The sequence below is a fragment of the Streptomyces acidicola genome (assembly GCF_009377235.1).
GTDB lineage: Bacteria > Actinomycetota > Actinomycetes > Streptomycetales > Streptomycetaceae > Streptomyces > Streptomyces acidicola.
In genome coordinates this window covers 1-15,311 of the sequence record NZ_VMNX01000226.1, presented here as the reverse complement: position 1 = coordinate 15,311, position 15,311 = coordinate 1, and the positions used below count along the sequence as shown (strand labels likewise).

13 protein-coding genes are annotated in these 15,311 nt (G+C 69.9%); 6 read left to right on the top strand and 7 right to left on the bottom strand.

Features of this window, described 5'->3' with window-relative positions; genetic code table 11:
* Nucleotides 1-328: 328 nt before the first annotated feature.
* From FPZ41_RS37195 to FPZ41_RS37185, 3 genes are all read left to right on the top strand, one after another.
* A complete protein-coding gene (locus FPZ41_RS37195) occupies nt 329-1,576 on the top strand; it encodes a sensor histidine kinase (protein WP_322621205.1) in 1,248 nt (415 codons plus the stop codon).
* Between the two features lie 139 nt (nt 1,577-1,715).
* The gene (locus tag FPZ41_RS37190; protein ID WP_131568162.1) at nt 1,716-2,402 is read left to right on the top strand and encodes a response regulator; all 687 of its coding nucleotides are present in this window, start codon (nt 1,716-1,718) and stop codon (nt 2,400-2,402) included.
* Nucleotides 2,403-2,604: 202 nt separating this feature from the next.
* Nucleotides 2,605-5,775: an efflux RND transporter permease subunit gene (locus FPZ41_RS37185; protein ID WP_152868038.1), complete on the top strand. Its 3,171-nt coding sequence runs from the start codon at nt 2,605-2,607 to the stop codon at nt 5,773-5,775.
* Between the two features lie 46 nt (nt 5,776-5,821).
* Here FPZ41_RS37185 and FPZ41_RS37180 read toward each other — a convergent pair whose 3' ends face one another.
* Nucleotides 5,822-6,019, bottom strand: coding sequence for a DUF397 domain-containing protein (locus FPZ41_RS37180; RefSeq protein WP_152868036.1), 198 nt, complete (start codon nt 6,017-6,019; stop codon nt 5,822-5,824).
* The gene (locus tag FPZ41_RS37175; protein WP_152868034.1) at nt 5,998-6,843 is read right to left on the bottom strand and encodes a helix-turn-helix domain-containing protein; all 846 of its coding nucleotides are present in this window, start codon (nt 6,841-6,843) and stop codon (nt 5,998-6,000) included. Before FPZ41_RS37175 ends, FPZ41_RS37180 begins: the two co-directional genes overlap by 22 nt.
* 151 nt (nt 6,844-6,994) lie before the next feature.
* Between FPZ41_RS37175 and FPZ41_RS37170 the strand changes: the two genes are divergently transcribed.
* Nucleotides 6,995-7,294, top strand: a complete 300-nt coding sequence (locus FPZ41_RS37170) for a hypothetical protein (RefSeq protein ID WP_152868032.1) — start codon at nt 6,995-6,997, stop codon at nt 7,292-7,294.
* 30 nt (nt 7,295-7,324) lie between these two features.
* Here FPZ41_RS37170 and FPZ41_RS37165 read toward each other — a convergent pair whose 3' ends face one another.
* Both FPZ41_RS37165 and nadA read right to left on the bottom strand, forming a co-directional pair.
* Complete coding sequence (locus tag FPZ41_RS37165; RefSeq protein WP_194236351.1) at nt 7,325-8,206, bottom strand: hypothetical protein; 882 nt, start codon at nt 8,204-8,206, stop codon at nt 7,325-7,327.
* Between the two features lie 135 nt (nt 8,207-8,341).
* On the bottom strand, nt 8,342-9,526 hold the full coding sequence (nadA, locus tag FPZ41_RS37160; protein ID WP_131568148.1) for a quinolinate synthase NadA: 1,185 nt from the start codon (nt 9,524-9,526) through the stop codon (nt 8,342-8,344).
* A 358-nt stretch (nt 9,527-9,884) separates the two neighbouring features.
* Here nadA and FPZ41_RS37150 point away from each other — a divergent pair, with 358 nt between their 5' ends.
* Entirely contained in the window at nt 9,885-10,241 is a 357-nt protein-coding gene (locus tag FPZ41_RS37150; protein WP_152868028.1) for an iron-sulfur cluster assembly accessory protein, read from the top strand.
* A 109-nt stretch (nt 10,242-10,350) separates the two neighbouring features.
* Here the strand turns inward: FPZ41_RS37150 and FPZ41_RS37145 are convergent, their stop codons facing one another.
* Both FPZ41_RS37145 and FPZ41_RS37140 read right to left on the bottom strand, forming a co-directional pair.
* A complete protein-coding gene (locus tag FPZ41_RS37145) occupies nt 10,351-12,165 on the bottom strand; it encodes a hypothetical protein (protein WP_407698866.1) in 1,815 nt (604 codons plus the stop codon).
* Nucleotides 12,166-12,357: 192 nt separating this feature from the next.
* Entirely contained in the window at nt 12,358-12,576 is a 219-nt protein-coding gene (locus FPZ41_RS37140) for a hypothetical protein (RefSeq protein ID WP_152868026.1), read from the bottom strand.
* Nucleotides 12,577-12,709: 133 nt separating this feature from the next.
* Between FPZ41_RS37140 and FPZ41_RS37135 the strand changes: the two genes are divergently transcribed.
* Nucleotides 12,710-13,684 carry a carbohydrate kinase family protein gene (locus FPZ41_RS37135; protein WP_322621204.1) on the top strand — a complete coding sequence of 325 codons (975 nt, stop codon included), beginning with the start codon at nt 12,710-12,712 and terminating at the stop codon, nt 13,682-13,684.
* 41 nt (nt 13,685-13,725) lie between these two features.
* Here the strand turns inward: FPZ41_RS37135 and FPZ41_RS37130 are convergent, their stop codons facing one another.
* A complete protein-coding gene (locus FPZ41_RS37130) occupies nt 13,726-15,108 on the bottom strand; it encodes a cysteine desulfurase/sulfurtransferase TusA family protein (protein WP_322621203.1) in 1,383 nt (460 codons plus the stop codon).
* Nucleotides 15,109-15,311 lie beyond the last annotated feature (203 nt).

Here is a 15,311-nt window from a genome sequence, read left to right as displayed (position 1 = left end):
CCCCGCCGCCCCTACCCGTCCCATCCCAGGGGGCGCCGCCCCGGACCCCCTCTTCGGGTTCGGCCCCGGCCCCGGTTTCGGGGGCCGGCCCCCGGACCCCCGCTCCTCAAACGCCGGAGGGGCTGGATTTCAGCCCGTCCGGCGATTGAGGACGAGGCCGTTCAGGCCGATCATCTTGCCGCTCGACCGCAGATGACTCACAAACCCGAGCCACTATCCAACCCCCCAAGGGGGTCTGGGGGCAGAGCCCTCACGAGGGTGCCCTGAAGCAACAGGTACCGCCGACACCCATTCCGCCCCCGGCAGGGCCCCCGTACCGTTTGAAGGCGTGAGCACCCTCCTCCGCGCCCGCCACTGGCTGAAGGCGCACCCCCTGGCGCTGGACGCGGCGCTGGCGATCGCCGTGCTGGCCTGCATGCTGGCCGGTTCGTTCGTCGACCCGAACGCCGAGCGTGGCGCGAAATGGGGTGCCCGCACCCCGGACGCCCTCGGCGTCACCCTGATGACGCTGAGCGCGGTCGCCCTCGTCCTGCGCCGCCGCGCCCCCAGGACCGTACTGGCGGTCACAGGGGCCCTCTCCGTCGTCGCGCTCACGACCGGCGAGCCCCGCGCCCCGGTCGCGATGTCCGCCGTGATCGCCCTGTACACGGTCGCCTCCACCACCGACCGCCCCACCACCTGGCGCGTCGGCCTGCTCACCATGACCACCCTGACCGGTACCGCCATGCTCGCCGGCCCGCTGCCCTGGTACGAGCAGGAGAACCTCGGCATCTTCGCCTGGACCGGCATGGCCGCCGCGGCCGGAGACGCCGTACGCAGCCGCCGCGCCTTCGTCCACGCCATCAGGGAGCGCGCCGAGCGCGCCGAACGGACCCGCGAGGAGGAGGCCCGCCGCCGCGTCGCCGAGGAACGCCTCCGCATCGCCCGCGATCTGCACGACGTCGTCGCCCACCACATCGCCCTGGTCAACGTCCAGGCCGGAGTCGCCGCCCATGTCATGGACAAGCGGCCCGACCAGGCGAAAGAAGCTCTTGCCCATGTCCGCGAGGCCAGCCGCTCCGCGCTGGGCGAACTCCGTGCCACGGTCGGCCTGTTGAGACAGTCCGGCGACCCCGAGGCCCCGACCGAGCCCGCCCCCGGCCTGAACCGGCTCGACGAACTCGCCGACACCTTCCGCAATGCCGGTCTGCCCGTCGAGGTCGCCCGTTCCGACCTCGGCACCGCCCTCCCGGCCGCCGTCGACCTCGCCGCGTACCGCGTCATCCAGGAAGCCCTCACCAACGTCCAGAAACACGCGGGCCCCGAAGCGAAGGCCGAGGTCAGCGTCGTACGGGCGGGACCGAACATCGAGGTCACCGTGCTCGACAACGGCAACGAAGGGCACAAGGGCAACGAAGGGCACACCGGCCCCGAGGAGGACGGCGGCGGTGGCGGCCACGGGCTGATCGGCATGCGGGAACGCGTCACCGCGCTCGGCGGCAACTGCACCGCGGGCCCCCGCTACGGAGGCGGCTTCCGCGTCCATGCGATCCTGCCCGTCAAGACTCCTACCGCCCGGGCCGACGACACAGCGTGACCGTTGCGGACAGGCGGGACCGTACGATCCGACCCAGCCCTGTACGACCGACCCAGCCCTGTACGACCGACCCAGCCCTGTACGACCGGCCTGGCCCTGTACGACCGGCCTGGCCCTGAACGACCGGGGGGAACACCACATGACCATCCGCGTCCTGCTCGCCGACGACCAGGCGCTCCTGCGCAGCGCCTTCCGCGTGCTCGTCGACTCCGAGCCGGACATGGAGGTCGTGGGGGAGGCCTCGGACGGGGCGGAGGCCGTGGAACTCGCACGCGCGGAGCGGGCCGACGTGGTGCTGATGGACATCCGCATGCCGGGCACGGACGGGCTCGCCGCCACCCGGCTCATCACCGCCGACCCCGCGCTCGCCCATGTCCGTGTGGTCATGCTGACGACGTTCGAGGTCGACGAGTACGTGGTGCAGTCGCTGCGCGCCGGCGCCTCCGGCTTCCTCGGCAAGGGCTCGGAACCCGAGGAACTGCTGAACGCGATCCGGGTCGCGGCGGGCGGCGAGGCGCTGCTGTCGCCCGCCGCCACCAAGGGGCTCATCGCCAGGTTCCTCGCCCAGGGGAACGGTGCGCAGGACGAGGGGCGCGACCCCGCCCGCTCCGAGCGCCTGGGCTCCCTGACCGGCCGGGAGCGCGAGGTCCTCGTCCAGGTCGCGGGCGGGCACTCCAACGACGAGATCGCCGAACGCCTCGAAGTGAGCCCGCTGACCGTGAAGACGCACGTCAACCGGGCCATGGCCAAGCTCGGCGCCCGCGACCGGGCCCAGCTCGTGGTCATCGCGTACGAGTCCGGACTCGTACGCCCAAGGGTGGACTGAGCTCAACCCGGGCGTACTGCGGCCGGAGTACTGGCCGATCAAGGAAATGGACCTGGGGGCTACGAATCGGCGTCCGGGGATGGCTCATGGTGTAGAGGCGGGCGCTCACTTGCGCTGCTTCATACGTGCCGGTGTGCTCCACCCGCGTCGTGCGCTTCGCGCGTGCCTGCTTCTGCCGCTCCCAGAAGAAAGACCCTCACCCATGTCCTGGCTGTCACGGTTCAGCCTCGCACAACGGGCCCTGATCGGCCTGATGTCGATCATCGCCATCGTCTTCGGGGCGATCGCGATACCCCAGCTCAAACAGCAGCTGCTGCCCACCATCGAACTGCCCATGGTGTCCGTCCTGGCGCCGTACCAGGGCGCGTCGCCCGACGTCGTCGAGAAGCAGGTCGTCGAGCCCATCGAGAGCAGCCTCGAAGCCGTCGACGGCATCACGGGCGTCACCTCCACGGCCAGCGAGGGCAACGCCCTGATCATGGCCTCCTTCGACTACGGCCCCGGCACCGACCAGCTCGTCGCCGACGTCCAGCAGGCCGTCAACCGGGTTCGCGTCCAGCTCCCGGACGATGTCGACCCGCAGGTCGTCGCCGGTTCGACGGACGACATCCCGACCGTCGTCCTCGCCGTCAGCTCCGGTTCCGGCCAGGACCAGCAGGCCCTTGCCGACAAGCTGGACCGGACCGTCGTACCCGACCTGAAGGCCATCGACGGCGTCGGCCAGGTGACGGTCGACGGCGTACGGGACCTCCAGGTCGCCGTCACGCCCGACGACAAGAAGCTCGCCAAGGCGGGCCTCACGCCGGCCGCGATCGGCCAGGCCCTGCAGACCGGCGGTGCGACCATGCCGGCCGGCTCGTTCGACGAGGGCGGCTCCAACCGCACCGTCCAGGTCGGCGGCGGCTACACCTCGCTGAAGCAGATCGAGGACCTGATGGTCACCGGTCAGGGCGGCCCGGGTGGTCAGGGCGGCCAGGGCGCCGCGAAGCCCGTGCGCCTCGGTGATGTCGCCACCGTCAAGGAGCAGGAGGCCCGCGCCGACTCCATCACGCGCACCGACGGCAAGCCGAGCCTCGCCGTGAGCGTCACCATGGACCGTGACGGCAGCGCCGTCGCCATCTCGGGCGCGGTCAAGGACGCGCTGCCCGGTATGCGCAAGGACCTGGGTTCGGGCACGGACATCACCGTCGTCAGCGACCAGGGCCCGGCGGTCGCCAAGTCCATCAGCGGCCTCACGACCGAGGGCACGCTGGGTCTCGTCTTCGCGGTCCTCGTCATCCTGGTCTTCCTGGCGTCGATCCGCTCGACGTTGGTGACGGCGGTGAGCATCCCGCTCTCCGTGGTCCTGGCCCTGATCGTCCTGTGGACCCGCGACCTCTCCCTGAACATGCTCACGCTCGGCGCGCTCACCATCGCCATCGGCCGTGTCGTCGACGACTCGATCGTGGTCCTGGAGAACATCAAGCGCCACCTCGGGTACGGCGAGGAGCGCCAGGAAGCGATCATCAAGGCGGTACGGGAGGTCGCGGGCGCGGTCACGTCCTCGACGCTGACCACGGTCGCCGTCTTCCTCCCCATCGGTCTGACCGGCGGCATGGTGGGCGAGCTGTTCGGCTCGTTCTCCCTGACGGTGACGGCGGCGCTCCTCGCCTCCCTCCTGGTGTCGCTGACGGTCGTCCCGGTGCTGTCGTACTGGTTCCTGCGCGCCCCGAAGGGCACGCCCGAGGACGCCGAGGAAGCACGCCGCAAGGCGGAGGAGAAGGAGGCGAAGAGCCGGCTCCAGCGCCTCTACGTCCCGGTCCTGCGCTTCGCGACGCGCCGCCGCCTGACGAGCGTGGCGATCGCGGTCGTGGTCCTGATCGGCACCTTCGGCATGGCGCCGTTGCTGAAGACGAACTTCTTCGACCAGGGCGAGCAGGAAGTCCTCAACGTCAAGCAGGAGTTGAAGCCGGGCACGAGTCTGGCGGAGACGGACGAGGCGGCGCAGAAGGTCGAGAAGATGCTCGCGGGCATCGACGGCGTCAAGGACTACCAGGTCACGATCGGCTCGTCCGGCTTCATGGCGGCCTTCGGCGGCGGTACGGACACCAACCAGGCGTCCTACACGGTCATGCTGGAGGACTCGGCCTCGGCCGAGACCGTCCAGAACCGTATCGAGGAGGGGCTCGGAAAGCTCTCCGGGATCGGTACGACGACGCTCGCGGCCGGGGACGGCTTCGGCAGCCAGGACCTCAGCGTGGTCGTGAAGGCGGCCGACGCCGACGTGCTGCGCAAGGCCGCCGACGAGGTCCGCGACGAGGTCGCGAAGCTCGACGACGTCACCGACGTCACGAGCGACCTGGCGACGAGCGTGCCGCGCATCTCCGTACAGGCCAACGAGAAGGCGGCCGCGGCCGGCTTCGACAACACCACCCTCGGTGGGGCCGTCGCCCAGGCGGTACGCGGCACGACGAGCGGCAAGGCGACCCTGGACGACACGGAGCGCGACATCGTCATCAGGTCGGCGAAGCCGGCGGAGACGATGGACGAGCTGAAGGCCCTGCGTCTGGGTGCGGTGAAGCTGGGCGACATCGCGGACGTGAAACTGGTCGACGGCCCGGTCTCGATGACCCGTATCGACGGTCAGCGAGCGGCCACCATCACGGCGAAGCCGACGGGTGACAACACGGGCGCCGTGAGCACGGAACTCACCTCCAAGCTCAACGCGCTGAAGCTCCCGGCGGGTGCCACCGCCGAGATCGGCGGCGTGTCGCAGGACCAGGACGAGGCGTTCGCGAACCTGGGCCTGGCCATGCTGGCGGCGATCGCGATCGTGTTCATGCTCCTGGTCGCCACCTTCCGCTCCCTGATCCAGCCGCTGATCCTCCTCGTCTCGATCCCCTTCGCGGCGACGGGTGCGCTCGGACTGCTGGTCGCCACGGGTACCCCGATGGGCGTCCCCGCGATGATCGGCATGCTGATGCTGATCGGCATCGTGGTGACGAACGCGATCGTCCTGATCGACCTCGTCAACCAGTACCGGCGCCAGGGTTACGGCGTGGTGGAGGCCGTGATAGAGGGCGGCCGCCACCGTCTGCGTCCCATCCTGATGACCGCTCTGGCGACCATCTTCGCGCTCCTGCCGATGGCGCTGGGCATCACGGGCGAGGGCGGCTTCATCGCGCAGCCGCTGGCGGTGGTGGTGATCGGCGGTCTGATCTCGTCGACGCTGCTGACGCTTCTCCTCGTCCCGACGCTCTACGCGATGGTCGAGCTCCGTAAGGAGCGCCGGGCGAAGAAGAAGGCGGACAAGCGGGCGAAGAAGGCCGGGGCCGAGGCCCCGTCCCAGCCGACGGAGTCGCAGCCGGGAGAGCCGGAGCCTGCGGGCGTCTGACGGTTTGATGGTGGCCCCGTACATCCTTGTACGGGGCCACCGTCGTTTACACCTTCAGAGAGTTGACGAACTCGTCCCAGGCGGCGGCAGGGACGACGAGCACGGGGCCGTGGGGGTTCTTGCTGTCGCGTACGGGGACGACGCCGGGGAAGTCGTTGGTGATCTCGACGCAATCGCCCCCGTTGGCATTGCTGTAACTGCTCCGGCGCCAACGAGCGGAGCTCAGCTCGGGGGTGTGATGCATGGCTTGTAGTCCTCCATAGCGTCTCGGATCAGCTCCGCCGATGCTGCTGGCGGGAGAGCGTTGGCGCGCAGTACTTCGTAGTGCCGCCGCCACTTCTTCGCCGAGTCCCGGTCCTCGTAGAGGTGGCCGACCTCGATGCCCTCTTCGTAGACCATGGTGGAGCTGTTGGGAAGGGTCAGCAGGGTCAATGTGCCCCCCAACAGGTAGTGCACACCAGCGCCGAGGGGCATCACCTGGACCTTGCTGTCCGGAGTATCCACCTGTTCGAGCAGGTAGGCCAGTTGTTTGGACATGCACTCCCTGCTGCCTACGGGGCGCCGGAGGACGGACTCGTCGATGATCGCCCAACGCAGAGGCCGGCGGGCCGAGCGCAGTCGCTCCTGCCGGGAAAGGCGTGCGTTGACGCGTTGCTCCACCTGTTCCGGGGAGAGTTCCTCTCGGAGGCTGAGCTGAGCTTGGGCATACTCCCTGATCTGCAACAGCCCTGGGACGGCCTGCGCCACGCAGGTCTCGATGACCTCCGCCTGCGCCTCGAAGTCCATGAACCGCCGGTACTGGTCCGGATGCGCCTCCCGCTTGGCCAGTTCGTACAGCCCGTGGAAGTGCTTGTCCGAGCCGAACGCCGCGTCGAGCCGGTCGGGCAGATCCGGCGGCGGCATCAACTCCGCCGTCTCGATGCGTGCGAGCGTGCTCTTGCTGGAGTTCACGATGCCCGCGAGCTGTACGAGTGACAGTCCCGCGCTTTCGCGATGGCGACGCTGCTCGGCGCCGAAGTAGTGACGGGCGGAGAGGTAGGGGGTAAGGGTCCCCGGCTTGAACGCCATTGGTCTCGCCTTCCTGCTGTCGTCGTCCCGTCCTCAACGTGGGGACGGGGCGCTGCTGTTGAGCCACATGTCGTACAGCGACGATGGCAACACAAACAGTAACGACGTCCAGGTCCGCGTAGGGGCTGGTTCGATTCGAAGGGAGCGACACATGGTGATGCGGGACGGAACGGGCACCCCCTTGAGACTGCTGCCGTGGACCACGGCAGACGGACGCCCGTGTTACCTGAGCGCGGAGGAACCCGGCGGCCGACTGTCCCGTATGGCCGACGAGTTGGAGGCGGAACTGCTCGGCTCGGCCACGTACGTCCTGGATGCGGCGAGGCCGCTGCTGGACGAACCGGGCGCGGGAAAGCGGGAGTTGCGCTTCGCGGGCGTACGGCTGGCCGAGGCGCTGGGGGATGCGTTGCGGATCGCGGAGAGCAGGGGCGCGCGGCTGCCGGAGCAGTGAAGCGTCAGCCCTCGTTGCGTGACGGAGCGGCTACGCCCCGCCGTACAGACGCCCCAGATCCACGAGGACCACTTCGCCACATTCGGCCGCTGCCTGCAGGGCTGGGGTGAAGCCGACGCCGCTGTAACAGGCGGGGCGGGCGTGGCTCGTGTCGATGCCTCGGGATGCGAGGAGTCCCAGGAGGTTGCGGAGCCGGTCGAGGTGGCGTACGTCCATGACCTTGTTCCATTTCACTTCGCCGACCGACAGCAGGATGCCGTGGTCCTGGCCGACCGCACCGCGGACGACGACGTCGACCTCGTGGGAGGTGCGCGCGGACGGATCGGTGACGGTCCCGGAGGTGACCACGATGGGCAGGCCGCCGAAGGTGTCGGGTTCGGCGTGCCAGGAGGCCCACTCGCGGCACAGGTGCTCGAAATGCGGACCGACCACTTTGCTCAGGAACGTGTCCCGGGACATGGCCCAGGCCGTCGCCGGGTTGCGCCGCTGTGTGAGCAGTCCCTGGTTCGGGCGTACGACCGCGTGGTGGAACGTGATCAGGGGTTCGGCGATGCGGTACGCGCTTCGATTGCCACGGAAGGCGTCCGGTTCCACGCTCAGCAGTCCGCAGCGCTTGAGGACGGTGAGCGGCTGAGAGATGTCGGTGGCCTTGCGGCCGATCGCGCTCGCGATGCCGCCACTGGTGTGGCTGCCGCCCGCGACCGACGCCAGGAGTGAGTGGTACAGGGCGCGGTCGCGTACGTCCGGCTCGGCGGTGAGCAGGAACTCCGCCTCGCCGTGCAGGGGGCGTGCGGGGTTGAGCACCGTGCGGCACACCCAGTCGTCGAAGTCGTCGAGTCCCGTCGGTACGTCGTCGCCCACGAACTCCCGCCGGTAGGCCGGGACGTGCACCTCACTTTTAGTGGCGTACATCTAAGAAGTACATCCCTAAGAACGAGAGCGCATCTGAGCGGGCACGGGGCGGGCGGGCAGCGGGCCGACGGAGCGAGTCCGGCCGGTCGCCAGAACCCGCCCCGCCCATATGAGCCCCGTTGAGCCCGGTGCCGCTTACGGCAGCGCCAGCATCCGCTCCAGCGCCAGCTTCGCGAACCTCTCCGTCTCCTTGTCGACCTCGATGCGGTTGACGAGGTTGCCCTCGGCCAGGGACTCCAGGGCCCAGACCAGGTGAGGGAGGTCGATGCGGTTCATGGTGGAGCAGAAGCAGACCGTCTTGTCGAGGAACACGATCTCCTTGCCCTCGGGCGCGAAACGATTCGCCAGCCGCCGGACAAGGTTCAGTTCCGTGCCGATCGCCCACTTGGAGCCCGCTGGAGCCGCCTCCAGGGCCTTGATGATGTACTCCGTGGAGCCCACGTGGTCCGCCGCCGCCACGACCTCGTGCTTGCACTCGGGGTGGACGAGGACGTTGACGCCCGGGATGCGCTCGCGCACGTCGTTCACCGAGTCGAGGCTGAAGCGGCCGTGTACGGAGCAGTGACCCCGCCAGAGGATCATCTTCGCGGCACGGAGTTCGTCGACGGTCACGCCTCCGCCCGGCTTGTGCGGGTTGTAGACCACGCAGTCGTCCAGCGACATCCCCATGTCCCGCACCGCCGTGTTGCGGCCCAGGTGCTGGTCCGGCAGGAAGAGCACCTTCTCACCCTGCTGGAAGGCCCACTCCAGGGCCCGCTTCGCGTTCGAGGACGTGCAGATCGTGCCGCCGTGCTTGCCCGTGAAGGCCTTGATGTCCGCCGAGGAGTTCATGTACGAGACGGGGACCACCTGCTGGGCGATCCCCGCCTCCGTCAGCACGTCCCAGCACTCGGCGACCTGCTCGGCCGTCGCCATGTCGGCCATGGAGCAGCCGGCGGCCAGGTCCGGCAGGACGACCTTCTGGTCGTCGCCCGTCAGGATGTCCGCGGACTCGGCCATGAAGTGCACACCGCAGAACACGATGTACTCCGCCTCCGGGCGCGCCGCCGCGTCCCGGGCCAGCTTGAAGGAGTCACCCGTGACGTCCGCGAACTGGATGACCTCGTCGCGCTGGTAGTGGTGGCCGAGCACGAAGACCTTGTCCCCGAGCTTCGCCTTGGCCGCGCGGGCGCGCTCCACCAGGTCGGGGTCGGAGGGAGAGGGCAGGTCGCCGGGGCACTCGACACCGCGCTCGCTCCTCGGGTCGGCCTCGCGGCCGAGCAGCAGCAGTGCGAGGGGCGTCGGCTGTACGTCGAGCTCCTGGGTCTGGGCGGTGGTCACGGCACGCACCCTTTCTGTTCTGCGGCTCGCCGGTCCGGGAATGCGGACCGGCGGGACATGCGGGACACCGTTATGGCTTTTCGTCGAATTGACGTTATCTATCATAACCGCTTCACGTCAGTTTGACGATGGCCATAGCGTCGATGTGACGTGAATCCCGACGGCCCGCAGGAAGGATGCGAAGACCCGTCAGCCGACCCCGTCTCCCTGCCCCGTCCACAGGGCGCTCCCCGGTCCACGGCCCATGTGCGAGCATGAAGGGAGACGCGAAGGAAACCGTCCGGCCCGGAATGAATCCGCGGCCCGGCCGGTTGGACACGTCGGCAAGCAGTCTCCGTACAACCCGGGAGAGATGTAGATGTCCGTATCGGACGAGACCACCACCGTCACCGACGGCATCATCCTGACCGACGCCGCCGCGGCCAAGGTCAAGGCCCTGCTCGACCAGGAAGGCCGTGACGACCTGGCGCTGCGCGTCGCCGTCCAGCCCGGCGGCTGCTCCGGCCTGCGCTACCAGCTCTTCTTCGACGAGCGTTCCCTCGACGGCGACGTCGAGAAGGACTTCGGCGGAGTCAAGGTCGTCACCGACCGCATGAGTGCCCCGTACCTCGGCGGCGCCACCGTCGACTTCGTCGACAGCATCGAGAAGCAGGGCTTCACGATCGACAACCCGAACGCGACGGGTTCCTGCGCCTGCGGCGACTCCTTCAACTGAGCCGCCCGCCCTTTCGGCGCACGCAGCGCGTTCCGCGCACGTACCCAGCGCGTACGAAGGCGGCGTCCCCCTCCGATGGGGACGCCGCCTTCGTGTGCGTACCGGTGAACTACCTGGCGCTCGGCGCCCGGTCGGTGAGGCTCCCCTTCGGGATCTCCTTCCCGTTCGTGCCCACGACCTCGCGGTCACCGAGCGGCTTGTCCAGCCGCACCGTGCGCTCCATGGCCTTGGCGACCATGATGCAGACCTTGCCGGACGGCTTCTCGGTCACGGTGACCGTCACCTTGCCGTTCGCCTCGTCCGCCGAGGCCGAGTACTCGCCGCACACCCCGCCCCAGAAGCTCACGGTCAGCTCGTTGCCCTGCGCCGTGTAGCCCTCGACCGGGACATTGCGCGTCTTCGGCGCCGAGCCCGAGGGCTCGTCCGGGTCGAGCGGCGACGGCGTGACCGACGACGGCGGCTCGGGCGCGGTCAGGTACGCCGGGTCGACCGCCGGGTGGGTCACCATGAAGCCCGCGCCGGCCCCGTCCGGCCGTACCTGGAACAGCCAGGACGGCACGAGCACCTGCCGGCCCTCCGTGAAGCGCGCGGCCAGCCCGAAGACGGCGTCGTCGACGACGGTGACCGGCTCCGACGCCGCGGTCGCCGCCTCGCACGAGGCCTCGTCCTCGCTTGTCAGAGGTACAGGGCCGGCGCAGCCACCGATGCCCTTGCGCCCGCCGTCGCCGGTGGCCCGGCCCGGTCCGTTCATCAGGTCCAGCGCCTTGTCCGCGCCGATGACGGGGTACGTGTCCCCCTTGACCGGCGTCTTCACGTTGCCGCTACCGCTGGTCACCTGACCGTCGGCGCCGACCTGGATGCCGGTCGTCCAGCCGTACGTGGGCAACCCGCCGACCTCGGGGTCGGCGTTCACCGTCCTGATGGCGCCCGCGAACTGGGTGGCGTCCAGCTTGGCCGCGTCCTGGCCGACGGCCTTCAGCACCGGGGCGGCCGCCTTCTTCGCCGCGGCCTCGCTGACCGGGTCACCCCCGGCCGCGGTGTCCGAGGCCGAGGCGCAGACGTCGGCCTTCTGGCAGTTGTCGGTGCCGGGTGCGTACCGGCTGAACGTCCAGGTGCCCGGTGCGTCCTTGTTCACCTGGAGGCTCGGGCCGGAGCCATCCTTCGTAGCGCCCACCTTCCAGGTGTCGCCCTCGATCCTGGGGGTTCCCTCGACACCGAGGGCCTGCGCGAGGCGGGCCACCTCGGCGGTGGTCACGTCACCGGTCGACCGGTAGATGGGCGCGGAGTCCGGGCCGCCGGGTAGGTCGCCGTCGGCGCGGTAGGTCACGCCGTTGGGGTTCGGCTCGCCGGGGGCGATCCCGTTCGTACCGCCCTCGGTGTAGCCGTCGAGGGCCAGCGGCGGGGGAGTGTCGTCGCCGGCCGGGGCGCCGGAGTCGCTGCCGCCGCCGGAACCGCCGGTGGTGCTCGCGGCGAGGTAGGCCCCGCCGCCTCCGACGAGCAGCACCGCGGCCGCCACCGAGGCGATGAGCACGGAGGAACGCCCACGCCGGGCTTTGGGCTCCTCGACGCCCTCGATGCCCGTGACCTCATTGACCTCCTTGGCCTCTTTGACCTCCGTGATCTCCTCGACGTCCTTGACACTCTTGACGCCTTCGACAGCGCCGGCGCTCACGTCGTTCCCGGCGGGCGAAGGGGCTTCCGGACGTGCGGGCTCCTCGGGGCGCTCAGCCCCAGGCCGCTCGGACCGCTCGGGGCTTGCAGGCTCTTCGGTGCCCTTGGCGCCGCCGCTGTTGCTGTCGCCCTTACCACCGACGGCACTCCCGGCCTTCGCAGCGCTGTCCTCAGCGTCCTCAGCGGCCTCGGCGCACTCGGCACCCTCGGTGGTGTCGGGTTTCGCGTCGTTGTCGGGTCGCTCGGTGCTCACCGCATCGCTCCTTCAGCTCCACAGCTGTCCCTGGTGACCCGGTCCTGCCAGGAAGGAGGGGCACGGAAGGGTCGTATACCGGGTCCCCTTCAAGGGGGACAGCGATGGGACGCGGCGGGGGAGCGCGCGGTTCCCTGTCCGGGCGCCCTCTTGGGCGTCGAGTGCCGGACAGGTTTGGCCGCCGAGGCCGACTCAGTCCCCGTAGTCGGACATCGCGTCCAGGAGGCGGGCCGACGCCCGGGGCACCGTCACACCGTGGATGAGTGACGGGGACACCGGGAGGGCAATGATCGGGTCGGGGGCCGCCCAGTGCGGCGCCATCCGGGCACAGTCGCCGCGCAGTGCCGCGAGACCGCCTTCCGGGTCGCGTGAGGCGGACCTGTGGACCTCGACGTTCCTGAGGTTCGTCATACCGCAACCGTATGCACCGCCGGAGCCGCGGAAAAACATCTACTATCGGGTAGTTTCTCCCGCTTCAGTGTGGGAGGTCGACCCGATAGCGTGAACTGTCAATCCCCTCCCCTCGCAGGAGCGTGTCCTAGCCGTGCGTATCGCAGTCACCGGCTCCATCGCCAATGACCACCTCATGACCTTCCCCGGCCGATTCGCGGACCAGTTCGTCGCGGATCAGCTGCACACGGTCTCCCTCTCCTTCCTGGTCGACAAACTCGACGTCCGCAGGGGAGGAGTAGGTGCGAACATCGCCTTCGGCATGGGTCAGCTGGGCACGAAGCCGATCCTCGTCGGCGCGGCGGGCCAGGACTTCGACGAGTACCGGGCATGGCTGGACCGGCACGGCGTCGACACGGCCTCGGTGCGTATCTCCGAGACGCTGCACACGGCCCGCTTCGTGTGCACCACGGACGCCGACCACAACCAGATCGGCTCCTTCTACACCGGCGCCATGAGCGAGGCCCGCCTCATCGAGCTCAAGACCGTCGCCGACCGGGTCGGCGGCCTCGACCTCGTCTCCATCGGCGCGGACGACCCCGAGGCGATGCTGCGCCACACCGAGGAGTGCCGCTCCCGGGGCATCCCCTTCGCCGCGGACTTCTCCCAGCAGATCGCGCGCATGGACGGCGACGAGATCCGCATACTGCTGGACGGCGCGACGTACCTGTTCTCCAACGAGTACGAGAAGGGGCTCATCGAGTCCAAGACGGGCTGGACGGACGCCGAGATCCTCTCCAAGGTCGGCCATCGCGTCACCACCCTCGGCGCGCAGGGCGTGCGCGTCGAGCGGGCCGGTGAGGCGCCGATCGAGGTCGGCTGCCCCGACGAGGAGCGCAAGGCCGACCCGACGGGTGTCGGCGACGCCTTCCGCGCGGGCTTCCTCTCCGGCCTCGCCTGGGGCGTCCCCCTGGAGCGCGCGGCCCAGATCGGCTGCATGCTCGCCACGCTCGTCATCGAGACGGTCGGCACCCAGGAGTACCGGCTGAGCCGAGCCCACTTCATGGAGCGCTTCGCCAAGGCGTACGGCGACGAGGCGGCCTCCGACGTGCGGGTCCACCTGACCTGAGGCGTATCGGCTCCGGCCCGGAGCCGATTGCTTCGACCTTGCTACGACAGCCGGCGGACCACGTAGGCCGAGCCCCGCTCCGCCGGCTCCTCACCCACGTACTCCTGCCCCCGCATCTCGCACCACGCCGGGATGTCCAGACGCGCGGCCTCGTCGTCCGACAGGACGCGGACCGTGCCGCCGACCGGGACGTCCCCGATGACCTTCGCCAGCTCGATGACGGGGATCGGGCAGCGCTTGCCGAGCGAGTCCACGACGAGGGCGTCCTCCCGCGCGGTCGCCGCGGTAGCCGTGACCGGTGCGCCCAGCTGCTCGCGGACCGCCGACACCGCACCCGGCAGGACGTCGAGGAACCGTTCGACGTCCTCCTCCGCCGTGCCCGGCGGCAGCGAGACCCGGACGTTGCCCTCGCTCAGCACCCCCATCGCTCTCAGCACATGGCTCGGCGTCAGCGTGCTGCTCGTGCAGGACGAACCGGAAGACACGGAGAAGCCGACCCGGTCCAGCTCGTGCAGCAATGTCTCTCCGTCGACATAGAGACAGGAGAAGGTGACCACGCCCGGCAGTCGCCGCACCGGATCCCCCACCACCTCCACGTCCGGCACCGATCCCGGCACCCGCGCCCGAATCCGCTCCGTCAACTCCCGCAGCCGTACGGCCTCCTGGGCCGCCTCGGCCTGTACGGCCCGCAGGGAGGCCGCCGCCGCCACGATCGCCGGGATGTTCTCGAACCCGGCCGCCCGCCCCGACTCCCGCTCGTCCACAGGGCCCTGGGGCGCGAACCGCACCCCCTTGCGTACGACGAGCAGCCCGACACCCGACGGCCCGCCCCATTTGTGCGCACTCGCCGCCAGCAGGGACCAGCCACCCTCCACCGGCCCCCACGCCAGCGACTGCGCCGCGTCCACCAGCAACGGCACCCCGGCGGCACGGCACACCGACGCCACCTCGGCCACCGGCTGCTCCGTACCCACCTCGTGGTTGGCCGACTGCAGACAGGCCAGGGCGGTGTCGGGGCGGAGTGCGGCAGCGTACGCCTCGGCGGTGACGGCACCCGCGCGGTCGACACCGACCCGCGTCACCGTGCCGCCTCCCGCCTCATGCATCTCCGCGGAATGCAACACCGAAGAGTGTTCGACAGTTGACACGATCAGGTGAGTCCCGATCCGCCGACGCCCCGCCAGGGCCCCCGCGATCCCGGAGTGCACGGCCCGCGTACCGGAGGGGGTGAACACCAACTCGTCCGGCCGGCACCCCACGGCCTCGGCCGCCGCCTCCCGCGCCGCGTCGAGCAACAGCCGGGCCCGCCGCCCCTCCCGGTACAGCCGCGAGGGATCGGCCCACCCTTCATCGAGAGAGACCTGAAGCGCCTGCCGGGCAACAGGATGAAGAGGAGCAGCGGAAGCAGCATCGAAGTAGCCCACACGGCAACGCTAAACCTCCGGGGCATTCACGAGGGGCGCGGGGCTGTGCCGATATGCGGCTCCGCCGCGATGGGGGTCCCCCCGCTCGAGCGCAGCCGAGAGTGGGGGAGCGACCAGCCCGCACAAACCCGCAGTCGCCGTACAAACCGACCCTTCCGAGTCACTGGGCGCCCCCAAACCCCCACCAGAAACCGCCCGGAGCC

Bases quoted from the DNA above. Each gene is read 5' to 3' on its own strand.
- FPZ41_RS37180 (WP_152868036.1), bottom strand. From the start codon at position 6,019: ATGCATCACACCCCCGAGCTGAGCTCCGCTCGTTGGCGCCGGAGCAGT.
- FPZ41_RS37170 (WP_152868032.1), top strand. From the start codon at position 6,995: ATGGTGATGCGGGACGGAACGGGCACCCCCTTGAGACTGCTGCCGTGG.
- FPZ41_RS37140 (WP_152868026.1), bottom strand. From the start codon at position 12,576: ATGACGAACCTCAGGAACGTCGAGGTCCACAGGTCCGCCTCACGCGAC.
- FPZ41_RS37165 (WP_194236351.1), bottom strand. From the start codon at position 8,206: ATGTACGCCACTAAAAGTGAGGTGCACGTCCCGGCCTACCGGCGGGAG.
- FPZ41_RS37175 (WP_152868034.1), bottom strand. From the start codon at position 6,843: ATGGCGTTCAAGCCGGGGACCCTTACCCCCTACCTCTCCGCCCGTCAC.
- FPZ41_RS37185 (WP_152868038.1), top strand. From the start codon at position 2,605: ATGTCCTGGCTGTCACGGTTCAGCCTCGCACAACGGGCCCTGATCGGC.
- FPZ41_RS37150 (WP_152868028.1), top strand. From the start codon at position 9,885: ATGTCCGTATCGGACGAGACCACCACCGTCACCGACGGCATCATCCTG.
- FPZ41_RS37190 (WP_131568162.1), top strand. From the start codon at position 1,716: ATGACCATCCGCGTCCTGCTCGCCGACGACCAGGCGCTCCTGCGCAGC.